The 12,558-nt window shown below is 68.1% G+C and carries 13 protein-coding genes; 6 read left to right on the plus strand and 7 right to left on the minus strand.

The window, feature by feature from the left end; all coding sequences use genetic code 11:
• The 4 genes from AC1D2K_RS17360 to AC1D2K_RS17375 all read right to left on the minus strand — a co-directional run.
• On the minus strand, positions 1-1,136 hold a 1,136-nt coding region (locus AC1D2K_RS17360), incomplete at its 3' end, for a cbb3-type cytochrome c oxidase subunit I (RefSeq protein ID WP_478090079.1).
• Between the two features lie 39 nt (positions 1,137-1,175).
• Positions 1,176-2,357 carry a cytochrome c oxidase subunit II gene (gene coxB, locus AC1D2K_RS17365; protein WP_478090080.1) on the minus strand — a complete coding sequence of 394 codons (1,182 nt, stop codon included), beginning with the start codon at positions 2,355-2,357 and terminating at the stop codon, positions 1,176-1,178.
• A gap of 66 nt (positions 2,358-2,423) precedes the next feature.
• A complete protein-coding gene (locus AC1D2K_RS17370) occupies positions 2,424-2,900 on the minus strand; it encodes a DUF2244 domain-containing protein (protein ID WP_478090090.1) in 477 nt (158 codons plus the stop codon).
• A gap of 123 nt (positions 2,901-3,023) precedes the next feature.
• The gene (locus AC1D2K_RS17375; RefSeq protein ID WP_478090081.1) at positions 3,024-3,938 is read right to left on the minus strand and encodes a biotin synthase; all 915 of its coding nucleotides are present in this window, start codon (positions 3,936-3,938) and stop codon (positions 3,024-3,026) included.
• A gap of 22 nt (positions 3,939-3,960) precedes the next feature.
• Here AC1D2K_RS17375 and AC1D2K_RS17380 point away from each other — a divergent pair, with 22 nt between their 5' ends.
• Together AC1D2K_RS17380 and AC1D2K_RS17385 are read left to right on the plus strand one after the other, a co-directional pair.
• A complete protein-coding gene (locus AC1D2K_RS17380; protein ID WP_478090082.1) occupies positions 3,961-4,677 on the plus strand; it encodes a ComF family protein in 717 nt (238 codons plus the stop codon).
• A 118-nt stretch (positions 4,678-4,795) separates the two neighbouring features.
• The gene (locus AC1D2K_RS17385; RefSeq protein ID WP_442283728.1) at positions 4,796-5,257 is read left to right on the plus strand and encodes a tRNA (cytidine(34)-2'-O)-methyltransferase; all 462 of its coding nucleotides are present in this window, start codon (positions 4,796-4,798) and stop codon (positions 5,255-5,257) included.
• A 123-nt stretch (positions 5,258-5,380) separates the two neighbouring features.
• Here the strand turns inward: AC1D2K_RS17385 and AC1D2K_RS17390 are convergent, their stop codons facing one another.
• Together AC1D2K_RS17390 and AC1D2K_RS17395 are read right to left on the minus strand one after the other, a co-directional pair.
• Complete coding sequence (locus tag AC1D2K_RS17390; protein WP_478090083.1) at positions 5,381-5,839, minus strand: MaoC family dehydratase; 459 nt, start codon at positions 5,837-5,839, stop codon at positions 5,381-5,383.
• 73 nt (positions 5,840-5,912) lie between these two features.
• On the minus strand, positions 5,913-6,533 hold the full coding sequence (locus tag AC1D2K_RS17395; RefSeq protein ID WP_478090084.1) for a ParA family protein: 621 nt from the start codon (positions 6,531-6,533) through the stop codon (positions 5,913-5,915).
• Between the two features lie 78 nt (positions 6,534-6,611).
• Between AC1D2K_RS17395 and kefF the strand changes: the two genes are divergently transcribed.
• Together kefF and kefC are read left to right on the plus strand one after the other, a co-directional pair.
• Entirely contained in the window at positions 6,612-7,250 is a 639-nt protein-coding gene (gene kefF, locus AC1D2K_RS17400) for a glutathione-regulated potassium-efflux system oxidoreductase KefF (protein ID WP_478090085.1), read from the plus strand.
• 2 nt (positions 7,251-7,252) lie between these two features.
• Positions 7,253-9,097 carry a glutathione-regulated potassium-efflux system protein KefC gene (gene kefC, locus AC1D2K_RS17405; protein ID WP_478090086.1) on the plus strand — a complete coding sequence of 615 codons (1,845 nt, stop codon included), beginning with the start codon at positions 7,253-7,255 and terminating at the stop codon, positions 9,095-9,097.
• A gap of 12 nt (positions 9,098-9,109) precedes the next feature.
• Here kefC and AC1D2K_RS17410 read toward each other — a convergent pair whose 3' ends face one another.
• Complete coding sequence (locus tag AC1D2K_RS17410) at positions 9,110-9,976, minus strand: amidohydrolase family protein (RefSeq protein ID WP_478090087.1); 867 nt, start codon at positions 9,974-9,976, stop codon at positions 9,110-9,112.
• A 116-nt stretch (positions 9,977-10,092) separates the two neighbouring features.
• On the opposite strand from AC1D2K_RS17410, the gene AC1D2K_RS17415 reads away from it, so the two are divergent.
• On the plus strand, positions 10,093-10,866 hold the full coding sequence (locus AC1D2K_RS17415) for a crotonase/enoyl-CoA hydratase family protein (RefSeq protein WP_478090088.1): 774 nt from the start codon (positions 10,093-10,095) through the stop codon (positions 10,864-10,866).
• 19 nt (positions 10,867-10,885) lie between these two features.
• Positions 10,886-12,558 (plus strand): feruloyl-CoA synthase (locus AC1D2K_RS17420; RefSeq protein ID WP_478090089.1); only part of this gene is annotated, 1,673 nt, incomplete at its 3' end.

Genomic DNA, 12,558 nt, shown 5'->3' on the forward strand with positions numbered 1-12,558 from the left:
ATCAGGCCGGTGAAGCCGCCCATGGTGAACACGAAGATGAAGCCGACCGCGAACAGCATCGGCGTCTCGAAGGTCATCGAGCCCTGCCACATGGTGGCGACCCAGTTGAAGATCTTCACGGCCGTCGGCACCGCGATCAGCATGGTCGCGTACATGAAGAACAGCTGGCCGGTGAGCGGCATGCCGGTCGTGAACATGTGGTGCGCCCAGACGATGAACGACAGGATCGCGATCGACGAGGTGGCGTACACCATCGAAGCGTAGCCGAACAGCTTCTTGCGCGAGAAGGCCGGGACGATCTGGCTGATGATGCCGAAGGCCGGCAAGATCATGATGTAGACCTCGGGGTGGCCGAAGAACCAGAAGATGTGCTGGTACATCACCGGGTCGCCGCCGCCGGCGGGGTTGAAGAAGCTGGTGCCGAAGTGGCGGTCGGTCAGCGTCATCGTGATGGCGCCGGCGAGCACCGGCATCACGGCGATCAGCAGGTAGGCGGTGATGAGCCAGGTCCAGCAGAACATCGGCATCTTCATCAGCGTCATGCCCGGGGCGCGCATGTTGAGGATGGTCACGATGATGTTGATCGAGCCCATGATCGACGAGGCGCCCATGATGTGCATCGCGAAGATGCCGGCGTCCATCGAGGGGCCCATCTGCAGCGTCAGCGGCGCGTAGAGCGTCCAGCCCGCGGCGGGTGCGCCGCCGGGCATGAAGAACGAACCGACCAGCATCAGCGCCGCCGGGATCAGCAGCCAGAAGCTGAAGTTGTTCATGCGCGCGAACGCCATGTCGGAGGCGCCGATCTGCAGCGGGATCATCCAGTTCGCGAAGCCCACGAAGGCCGGCATGATGGCGCCGAACACCATGATCAGGCCGTGCATGGTGGTGAACTGGTTGAACAGTTCGGGGTTCACCAGTTGCAGGCCGGGCTGGAACAGCTCGGCGCGGATCAGCAGTGCGAGCACGCCGCCGACCATCAGCATGGTGAACGAGAACAGCAGGTACAGCGTACCGATGTCCTTGTGGTTGGTCGCGAACACCCAGCGACGCCAGCCGGCCGGTGCGCCGTGGTGGTCATCGTGATGGTGGTCGTCGTGACCGTGTGCGTGGCCGTGGGGGTCGAGGACTGCGCTCATCTTGGTATTCCTTGCAAACTCTTCGTCGTGGGCGCCGGCTTATTGCTTGGCGCGCTCGGCCAGCACTTCGGACGGCTGCACCAACTGACCCGTCTTGTTCGACCAGCTGTTCTTGGTGAAGCTCACCACGGCTGCGATGTCGGTGTCGCTCAGCTGCTTCCAGGCCGGCATGGCGCCGCTGTTCTGCCCGAAGAGCACCACATGAACCTGCTTCTGGTGATCGGCGTCGAGCACGGTCGGCGAGCCGTCGAGGGCCTTGATCGGGCCGGCGCCACGGCCGTTGGCCTGGTGGCAGGCCGCGCAGTTGGCGGCGTAGACCTTCTCGCCGCGCGCCAGCAGTTCGGGCAGGGTCCAGACCTTGGTCGGATCGTCCTGCTTGGCCGCGGCTTCCTTGCGCTTGCCGTCGACCCAGGCGGTGTAGTCGGCCGCCGCGAGCACCTTCACGTGGATCGGCATGTAGGCGTGTTCCTTGCCGCAGAGCTCCTGGCACTGGCCGTAGTAGTCGCCGACCTTGTCGGCCCGGAACCAGGTGTCGCGCACGAAACCGGGGATCGCGTCCTGCTTGACGCCGAGCTGCGGCACCGCGAAGGCGTGGATCACGTCGTTGGCGGTGGTGATGATGCGCACCTTGGCGTTGACCGGCACCACCAGCGGGTTGTCGACCTTGAACAGGTAGTCGTCAGGAATGTCGCCCTTGGCGCCGGCGTTGGACATGGCGCGCTGCGAGCTGTCGAGCGTCGAGATGAAGGAAAGGCCCTCGCCTTCGCCCTTCAGGTAGTCGTAGCCCCACTTCCACTGGTAGCCGGTGGTCTTGATCGTGAGATCGGAATTGGTGGTGTCCTTCTGGGCCACCAGCACCTTGGTCGCCGGCAGCGCCATCAGGATCACGATGAGGAAGGGCACGATGGTCCAGATCACCTCGACCACCACCGATTCATGGAAGTTGGCCGACTTGTGGCCAACCGACTTGCGGTGCTTCCAGATCGAATAGAACATGACCGCGAACACGGCCACGAAGATGACCGTGCACAGCACCATCATCACGTTGTGCAGGAAGTGCTGCTCTTGCGAGATCTTGGTGACGCCCAGGGGCAGGTTCAACTGGCGCACCGACGGGCCGCCGGGCAGGTCGTTGACCGCGTGTGCCGCGCCGCTGAAAGCCGCGCCGGCCGCCAGCAGCAGATTCGCCGGCCAGATCTTGTTGCGCCAATTGCTCTTCATCGTGTTCACTTCTTCATTTCCTGTTAACCCCACCGGTCCCCACGGTGCGACACCGCGCTCGCCCCCTCAGGCGCTGCGCAATGCCATGCGAATCTCGCGCGCCAGCGCCGCACGCAACTCCGGGCGCACATAGCGCCCCACCCTGACCGAACGACCCTGACCCGAAACCTCGATCAGCGAACGATCGCTGTCCTGCGGCTCGACCCGCACCTGGTGCGGCAAGAATTCCGTGCGCTCATAGTGCCCACCGTTCTCGAGCTCGACCACCAGCCTGCCGCCCTGCAAGGCGATCTTCTCGCCGTCGGTCGCATGCCGCGCATAGAGCACGAACGCAAACCCGACCGCGGCGAGTTCGAGCCATGCGAACGGCAGCACGAGCCGCGCGCCGTTCAGCCAGAAGACCGTCCCGATACCGAGCGACACCACGCTGAGCGACGCATAGAGCCAGCCGAGCTGGCTCGGCGTGACCGAGCAGTTGCGCTTCAGGAACCAGTGGATGCTCTGGCCAGAAACAGTGGCAAAACGAAACACGGAATTCGACACGGGCGAGTTCTGCAAATCGGTGCGTCGATGCGCTGCCAAACAGGGGTCGGACAGGCCTCGATCACGGGACAATACCCGGGAGTTCACGCAGCGCCGGATTGTAGCGGGTCGGCCGGGGCAGACTCAGTTGCTTACACGACCGCGCTGGAGCATGGAACGCATTTCGCGCAAGGAAACTGCACTTTCTGCAGACAGCGCGACCCGCGGCGCGGGTTTGAAGGCGTGGCCGTAGATGATCTCGAAGGTCAGCGCGATCCGCCCGCCGCCGTCCTCGGCCGGCGCGAGTTCGGGCAGGGACGCGCCCAGGGCACGCCGCCAGGCCTTGCCGCGCAGCGCCGGGAAACGACTCGGATGCAGGTTGCGCCCCAGCGTGCGCAGCTCGGCCAGGGCGGCATCGGCGCTGGCCCAGGTGAGCACGATGCGCTCCATGTCCATCACCGGCTCCGCGAAACCGGCGCCGACCAGCATGTCGCCCCAGTCGTGCATGTCGGTGAACTCGTGGCTGGCGGGCGGCCAGCCGAGCTGCCGGTGCAGGGCGCGCAACTCGCGCAGGGTATCGGGCCCGAAGCAGGAGAACATCAGGAAGCCGTCGGTCGCAACCAGCCGGTGCCAGCGCGCGATCAGCGCCTGCGGATCGGCCGCCATGTGCAGCGCCATGTTGGCCCAGAGCAGGTCGACGCCGTCTTCCGGCGGCGCCTCGAAGCTGGGCTGGGCGCCTTGCCAGCGCCGCGCGGTCCACCACGGCGCGGTCAGCGACCGGGCCGTCGCGGCGGCCAGCGCGGGCCGGGGCTCGATCACGAAGGGTGCGGCGTCGCGGTAGCGGCGGGCGACCAGGGCATGCGCTTCGAGGCCGCCGCGCAGGGGCGCCCAGTCGGCCCAGTGGCGCGGCCGCGCCTTGATCCACTGCAGACGGTCCTCCATGCGACGACCGATTTCCTCGTGCAGCCAGGGCGATTCCGAAGCCGGCGCGAGCCGGCTCCAACGGTCGGCCGCCGTGGCATCGATGGTCGGCGGGCGCTGTGCGGGGTCGGTGGGCATGGGCCGCTCAGTATATTGAGGGATGTTCAAGCCCTGGACCGGACGGCCTTTCTCGTCGTTGCTTGCCCGCCTGCCGAGCGAGTGCGTGGTCTGTCGCGCCTGGCCCGCGGAGCCGGTGTGCGAGGCCTGCGTCGCGCGCTTCGCGCCGCCGGTCCCCCGCTGCCGGACCTGCGCGCTGCCGGTCGCGTCGGGAACCGCGCTGTGCGGCGACTGCCTGCTGCACCCGCCGCCGCTCGACGCCTGCCTGGCCGCCTGCGCCTATGCCTGGCCGTGGCCGGAATGCATTGCCGAATTCAAGTTCCGCGGCGACGCGGGGCGCGCCGCGCCGCTGGCCACCCTGCTGCGCAACGCGCCCTGGGTCGAGCCGGCGCTCGAACGGGCCGACCTGCTGCTTCCGATGCCGCTGGCGCCTGGCCGGCTGCGCGAACGCGGCTTCAACCAGGCGCACGAACTGGCGCGGCGGCTGGACGCGGCCAAATGCGACCCCGGCCTGCTCCTGCGCACGCGCGAGACGCCGCCGCAAAGCGGTCTCGATCGCAAGCAGAGGCTGCGCAGCCTGCGCGACGCCTTCGCCGTGGAGCCGTTGCGCGCCGCGGCGCTGCATGGTCGGCGCCTGGTCCTGGTCGACGACGTGATGACCAGCGGCGCCTCGCTGTTCACGGCGGCCCGCGTGCTGCGCGCGGGCGGCGCCGCCCACATCACGGCGATCGTGCTGGCCCGCACGGACCCACCCGAGTAATGTGCCCCCACGCTCCCCCACTTCGTGTGGGCCGCTGCCCCCCAAGGGGGCCGCAGGCCGCCTTGGGGCGGCCCGGCGCCGGCCTGAGCGCTGGCTGGGTGCAACCGACAATCGCGCCATGTTCCATATCGTCCTCGTCGAACCCGAGATTCCGCCGAACACCGGCAACGTGATCCGCCTGGCCGCCAACACCGGCTGCACCCTGCACCTGGTCGAACCGCTGGGTTTTTCGATGGACGACCGCCTGCTGCGGCGCGCCGGGCTGGACTATCACGAGTACGCGACGCTGTTGCGCCATGCCAATTGGCAAGCGCTTCTCGATAGCCAGCAGCCACCGGCCGACCGGATGTTCGCACTCACGACGCGCGGCACGCGCCGGGTGCACGACGTGGCTTTCCGCCCCGGCGACTGGCTGGTGTTCGGTTCGGAAACGCGCGGACTGGCGCCCGAACTGCGCGAGAGTTTCGCGCCCCCGCAGCGGCTGCGCCTGCCGATGCGCGAAGGCCAGCGCAGCCTCAACCTGTCGAACGCCGTCGCGGTGACCGTCTTCGAGGCCTGGCGCCAAAACAGCTTCGGCTAGCGGGACCGGCGCAGCCCGGTCCCCCTTCGTGAAACACCGCGGAACTGGCTTTGCCAGGCCGCTGGTGTTGCCCCCGGTAGGGGGTGGGCGGGCTACACGAAGTGAGCCCAACCTGGGGGCGAGCTACCTATACCGTCTGACCACCGACTCGGCGACGCAGGCCGGCTTCGGCGAGCCATCGAGCTCGATGGTCGTCTCCCAGGTCATCTGCAGCCCGTCGTTGGGGATCGGCTCCGAGCTCAGCAGCTTCATGCGGCCGCGCACCCGGCCGCCGACCGGCACCGGCGACATGAAGCGCACGCGGTTCAGGCCGTAGTTCACGCCCATGCGCGATTCGGCGACCTCGAAGGCCGTCTCATAGAAGCGCGGCAGCAGCGACAGGGTCAGGAAACCATGCGCGATCGGTCCGCCGAACGGGCCGGCCTTGGCGCGCTCGACGTCCACGTGGATCCACTGGTGGTCGCCGGTCGCCTCGGCGAACTGGTTGACCTGGGCCTGCGTGATGGTGATCCAGTCGCTCACGGCGACTTCCTGGCCGACGCACGCGGCGAGATCCTGAAGGGTCTGGAAGGTCTTTTTCATCGTTTCACTTTAGCGGCGCGCGGGCGCTGCTCCTGTCCACGTCGTGACATGGGGGCTCGGGGTAAACACGGGCTCAGGCGTCCAGCCATTGGGTGATCGGCTGCCATTGCTCGAGGTCGCGCTGCACCCGACCCGGCGCGATGTCGAACAGCGTGAGCCCACGGGCCGCGAGCTGGACGTAGTTCTGGGTGTCGCGCAGCTCGCCGAGCACCGGCACGTCGAGTCTGGCGACGAACTCGCGCAACCGGTCAGCGGCCAGGGTGCGGGCGTCGACCCGCATGCCCACCAGGGCGATCTCCGCCTTGGCCGCATGGCGGTTCGCGAGCAGCTTGTCGAGGAAGTCCCGCGTGGCGTAGATGTCGAAGATGCTGGGCTGCAACGGCACCAGCACCTTGTCGGCCAGCGCCAGCACCTCCTTGAAGCGCGATCCGTGCAGCCCGGCCGGGGTATCGATGACGGCATGGGTGGTACCGCGCGGCGGCCGCACCACGCTGCCATCCTCCGACGCTTCCCAGCTGCGGATCTCGCGCGCCTCGGGAGCGCGCAGCCCGAGCCAGAGCCGCGACGACTGCTGGCGATCGATGTCGCCCAGCATCACCGGGTGTCCGCGACTGGCGAAATAGCCCGCGATATGGGTGGCGAGCGTGGATTTTCCGACTCCGCCCTTGGGATTGGCGACCAGGACTACCGGCATATGAAGCTCCGACAGGCTGAACAAAGGCGCCATGGTAGCCGCGCGCGGGGCGCGCCGGAGTGCGCTAATGTTCGCGCCATGTCGACTTCAACGAACAACAACAGCTCGGCGCGGATCTACGTGATCGCCGCCCATCCGCACTGGCGCGAATCGCGCGTCAACCGCCAGTTGCTGAAAGCGGCCCAGGCCACGCCCGGGGTCGAGGTGAACGACCTCTACAACAGCTATCCCGACTACGCCATCAACATCAAGGCCGAGCAGGCCCGCCTGGCCCGCGCCGACCTGGTGGTGCTGCTGCATCCGATCCAGTGGTACTCGATGCCGGCGCTGCAGAAGCTCTGGATCGACGAGGTGCTCGACTACGGCTGGGCCTACGGCACCGGCGGCCAGGCGCTGCAGGGCAAGGACTGCTGGCTGGTCGCCACCACCGGCGGGCCCGAGGGCAGCTACCACCCACAGAGCTACAACCGCTACTTCTTCGACGCCTTCCTGCCGCCCTACGAGCAGACCGCCGCGCTGTGCGGCATGCGCTTCCTGCCGCCGCTGCTGTTCCATGGCGCGCGCCGTGCGTCGGAGGGCGAACTGGCGGCGCACGTCGAGGTCTTCAAGCAGCGGCTCCAGAGCTACCCCGACTGGCCGGAACTCGAGGAGCTCGACGCCTGCATCAGCTGCCCGGTGCCCGAAACCGACCGGCCGGCCGGCCACGAGGAGGCCTGAGCATGGAGCACGCACCGGCCTGGCTCGTCAACTCGCTGATCTATCTGGGCGCTGCCGTGCTCGTGGTGCCGCTGTCGAAGGCCCTGGGGCTGGGCTCGATCATCGGCTACCTGGTGGCCGGCATCGCGATCGGGCCCTGGGGCCTGGGCCTGGTCACCAACGTCGAGGACATCCTGCATTTCGCCGAATTCGGCGTCGTCCTGATGCTGTTCCTGGTCGGCCTCGAACTGGAGCCCAAACGCCTCTGGAGCCTGCGCCGGCCGATCTTCGGCTGGGGCTCGGCCCAGGTCCTGGGCTGCGCCGCGGTGCTGTTCCTGGCCGGCTGGGCCGCCGGCGCGAGCTGGCGCGTGTCGCTGGTGGCGGCGCTCGGGCTGGCACTGTCGTCGACCGCGATCGCGCTGCAGGTGTTCGGCGAGCGCAACCTGCTCCTGACGCCGAGCGGCCAGGCCGGCTTCTCGATCCTGCTGTTCCAGGACGTCGCGGCGATCCCGATCCTGGCGCTGCTGCCGCTGCTGGCCGTCGGCTCCGACGCCGGACCGGCCATGACCGGATGGGACCGGACGCTCGAGGGGCTCAAGATCGTGGGCGTGATCGCCGCCATCGTGGTCGGCGGCCGGCTCGCCTTGCGACCGCTGCTGCGCTGGATCGCGCGCAGCAACACGCCCGAGATCTTCACCGCCACCTCGCTGCTGCTGGTGGTGGCGATCGCCGCGCTGATGCAGTTCATCGGCCTGTCGATGGCGCTCGGCGCCTTCCTGGCCGGCGTGCTGCTGGCCGAAAGCGAGTACCGGCGCGAGCTCGAGACCGACATCGAGCCCTTCAAGGGGCTGCTGCTCGGCCTCTTCTTCATCGCGGTCGGCATGAGCATCGACTTCGGCGTGCTGCTCGAGCGGCCCGGCCTCATGGCGCTGGTGGTGATCGGCTTCCTGCTGATCAAGTTCGGCGTCATCTACGCCCTGGCCAAGGCGATGGCGGTGCCCTACCAGCAGCGGCCGGTGTTCACGCTGCTGCTGGCGCAGGGTGGCGAGTTCGCCTTCGTGGTGTTCCAGGCCGCCGGGCCCAACGTGCTTCCGCATGGCGTGGCCTCCTTCCTGATCGCCGCGGTGGCGCTCTCGATGCTGGTCTCGCCGCTGTTGCTGGTGGTGATCGACAAGTGGGTGCTGCCGCGCTACAGCGCGCATGCGCCGACCACGATGGAGGAGATCTCCGAGCAGCAGGATGCCAAGGTGGTGATCTGCGGCTTCGGCCGCTATGGCCAGATCATGGGCCGCATGCTGTTTGCGCAGAACCTCGATGTCACGGTGCTCGACCACGACCCCGACACCATCGAGAGCCTGCGCGAGTTCGGCTTCCGGGTCTTCTACGGCGACGCCACGCGGCTGGACCTGCTGCGCACCGCCGGCGCCGGCACCGCCAAGGTGCTGGTGGTGGCGGTCGACGACATGGAGCAGTCGCTGAAGATCGTCGACCTGGCACAGGAGCATTTCCCGCAGGCCCGGCTGGTGGTGCGCGCGCGCAACATCACGCACCTCTACCAGTTGCTCGATCGCAAGGTGGAGTTCATCGAACGCGAGGTCTTCGAGTCGTCATTGCGCAGCGCGCGCTCGGTGCTCGAGGTGCTGGGCTGGCCGGCGCACGAGGCGCGCGAGACCGCGATGCGCTTCCGCTTCCGGAACATCCAGTTGATGCACGAAACCTACCCGCACTACAAGGGCGACCGGGCCAAGCTGATCGCGGTCGCGAAGAAGGGCCGGCAGCAGTTCCAGGAACAGATGGCTCGCGAGCGCGAGGAGCGGCGCCGGCGCTCCTGGGACCCGGAGAGAACCGAACAGGAACAGCTCCCCTGAGCCCGGGCGGGGCTACTGGTCGAGCTTCAGCAGCCGCACCGCGTTGCCCTTCAGGATGCCTGGCATCACCTCGGGCTTGAAGCCGGCGTCCTCGAAATCCTTGAGCCAGCGGTCGGGCGTGATCAGCGGATAGTCGCTCGCGAACAGCACGCGGTCCTTCAGCAGCGTGTTGGCGTATTGCACCAGCTGCTTCGGAAAGTACTTGGGGCTCCAGCCCGACAGGTCGATCCAGACGTTGGGCTTGTGGGTCGCCACGCTGAGCGCCTCGTCCTGCCACGGGAAGCTCGGGTGCGCCATCACGATCTGCATGTCAGGGAAGTCGATCGCGACGTCGTCCAGGTGCATCGGGTTGCTGTACTCGAGCCTGAGGCCGCCGCCGCAGCGCATGCCCGAGCCGATGCCGCTGTGGCCGGTGTGGAAGACGGCGGGCAGCGCGTATTCGGCGATCACCTCGTAGATCGGCCAGGCCATCTTGTCGTACGGGTGGTAGCCCTGCACCGTGGGGTGGAACTTGAAGCCCTTGACGCCGTATTCCTCGATCAGGCGGCGGGCTTCGCGCGCGCCCATCTTGCCCTTGTGCGGGTCGATGCTGGCGAAGGCGATCATGATGTCCGAGTTCTTCTGCGCGGCCTCGGCGATCTCCTCGTTCGGAATGCGGCGACGGCCCATGTTCGACTCGGCGTCGACCATGAACATCACCAGCCCGATCTTGCGCTCGCGGTAGTAGTCGACGCTCTCCTGGATGGTCGGGCGGCGGCCCGACTTGAAGTACTTGTCGGCGGCGCGGTCGTACTCCTCGCCGTAGTTGTCGAAGGGATTCCAGCAGCTCACCTCGGCGTGCGTGTGAGTGTCGATCGCGATCAGGTTCTGGTGGTCCATGGGGGTTGTCTCCGAACGGTTTGCAGCCTAGGGTAAATCCTTACGCCGCACACCATCATGCGGCTTGAATTGATTATTTTTCATAACCATAATCGATCGTACTCCGGAATGCAATCATGACCTCCACCGACCTCCATCTCGACATCCAGGACGACATCGCCATCATCCGCCTCGCGCGCGGCGCCAAGCGCAACGCGCTGTCCGACGGGCTGATCCTGGCGCTGCGCGACGCCTTCGAAAAACTCCCCGCCACCGTGCGCGCCGCGGTGATCGATGGCGAGGGCCCGCACTTCTGTGCCGGCCTGGACCTCTCCGAACTCCAGGAGCGCGACGCCGGCCAGGGCCTGCAGCATTCGCGCATGTGGCATGCGGCGCTCGAGTTCGTGCAGCACGGCCCGGTGCCGGTGATCGCGGCGCTGCACGGCGCGGTGGTCGGCGGCGGGCTCGAGCTGGCGAGCGCCTGCCACATCCGCGTGGCCGACAGCACCACCTTCTACGCGCTGCCCGAGGGCTCGCGCGGCATCTTCGTCGGCGGCGGCGGTTCGGTGCGGATCCCCAAGCTGATCGGCGCCGCCCGCATGACGGACATGATGATGACCGGCCGGGTCTACAACGCCGAGGATGGCGAGCGCGCCGGTTTCGCCCAGTACCTGGTGCCCGAAGGCACGGCCTTCGACAAGGCGCTGGAACTGGCCAAGCGCGTGGCGACCAATGCGCCGCTGACCAACTACGCGCTGATGCACGCGCTGCCGCGCATCGCCGAGCAGCCGGCCGACCACGGCTTCTTCACCGAAGCCCTGATGGCCGGCATCGCGCAGAGCGCGCCCGAGGCCAAGGAGCGCGTGCGCGCCTTCCTGGACGGCAAGGCGGCCAAGGTCCAGAAGAGCTGAGACAAACCGAGGATTTCCCATGCAAGCCCCCCGTCCGACGCTCCAGACGCCAAGCTACCGCCCCGTCACCTTCGGCGTGCGCCGCGTCAACGTGCGCGACGGCGCGGCGGGCGTGCGCTACCTCGAGGCGGCCGAGCCGCTCCAGAGCTACGCCGAGCGCATCACCGATCGCTTCATGCACTGGGCCGAAACGGCACCCGACCGCAGCTTCATGGCACGGCGCGAACAACTGCCCGACGGCAGCACCGGCGAGTGGCAGCACCTGAGTTACGCCCGGGCGCTGCAGGACGCACGCCGCATCGGCCAGGCGCTGCTCAACCGCGGCCTCGACGCCGAGCGGCCGGTCATGATCCTGAGCGAGAACAGCCTCGAGCATGCCCAGCTGGCGCTCGGCTGCATCTACGCCGGCGTTCCATACTGCCCGGCCTCGCCCGCCTACTCGACCGTCAGCCAGGACTACGAGAAGCTGCGCCACATCGTCGACACGCTGACCCCCGGCCTGGTGTTCGCGAGCGATGCCGCGCGCTTCGGCCGCGCCATCGCCGCGGTGGTTCCGGCCGATGTCGAGGTGGTGCTGCAGCGCGGCCACGGCGGCGCCGGCGACCCGGGCACGCCCGCGCCCGAGCTGGCCGGCCGCGCCCTCACCTCCTTCGACAGCCTGCTCGCCACGCCCGCCACCCACGCGGTCGACGCCGCCATGGCGGCCACCGGGCCGGACACCATCACCAAGTTCCTGTTCACCTCGGGCTCGACCAAGATGCCCAAGGCGGTGGTCAACACCCAGCGCATGTGGTGCGCCAACCAGGTGCAGATCGCGCAGTCRATGCCGGCCCTGGCGGAGGAGCCGCCGGTGCTGGTCGACTGGCTGCCGTGGAACCACACCTTCGGCAGCAACCACAACGTCGGCATCACGATCTACCACGGCGGCACGCTCTACATCGACGACGGCAAGCCGACGCCGGCGCTGATGGGCGAGACGCTGCGCAACCTGCGCGAGATCGCGCCGACCGTGTACTTCAACGTGCCGACCGGCTTCGAGGCCATCGCGCAGGCCATGCAGACCGATGCGCTGCTGCGCAAAACGCTGCTGTCGCGCGTGCGCATGTTCTTCTACTCCGGCGCCGCGCTGGCGCAGCCGATCTGGGACCTGCTGCACCAGATCCAGGAAGCCGAGATCGGCGAGCGCATCGTGATGGCGACCGGCCTCGGCATGACCGAGTCGGGCCCCTCGGCGATGTTCATCAACAGCCCGGACGTGCGCGCCGGCGACGTCGGCGTGCCGACGCCCGGCATGACGCTCAAGCTGATCGATGTCGACGGCAAGGTCGAGGTGCGCTACCGCGGCCCCAACGTCACGCCAGGCTACTGGCGCTCGCCGGAAGCCACGCGCGAGGCCTTCGACGAAGAGGGCTTCCTGTGCACCGGCGATGCCGTGCGATGGATCGACGACGCCGACATCCACCGCGGCCTGCGCTTCGACGGCCGCATTGCCGAGGACTTCAAGCTCGCCACCGGGACCTTCGTGAGCGTCGGCCCGCTGCGCGCGAAGATCAACACCGCCGGCGCCCCCTACGTGCACGACGCGGTGCTGACCGGCATCAACCTGAAGGAAGTCGGCGCGCTGATCTTCCCGACCCCGGCGCTGCGGACGCTGGCCGGCCTGGCGCCCGACGCGACCCTGCAGCAGGTGGC

This window comes from Variovorax sp. P1_H12_2, assembly GCF_056405335.1.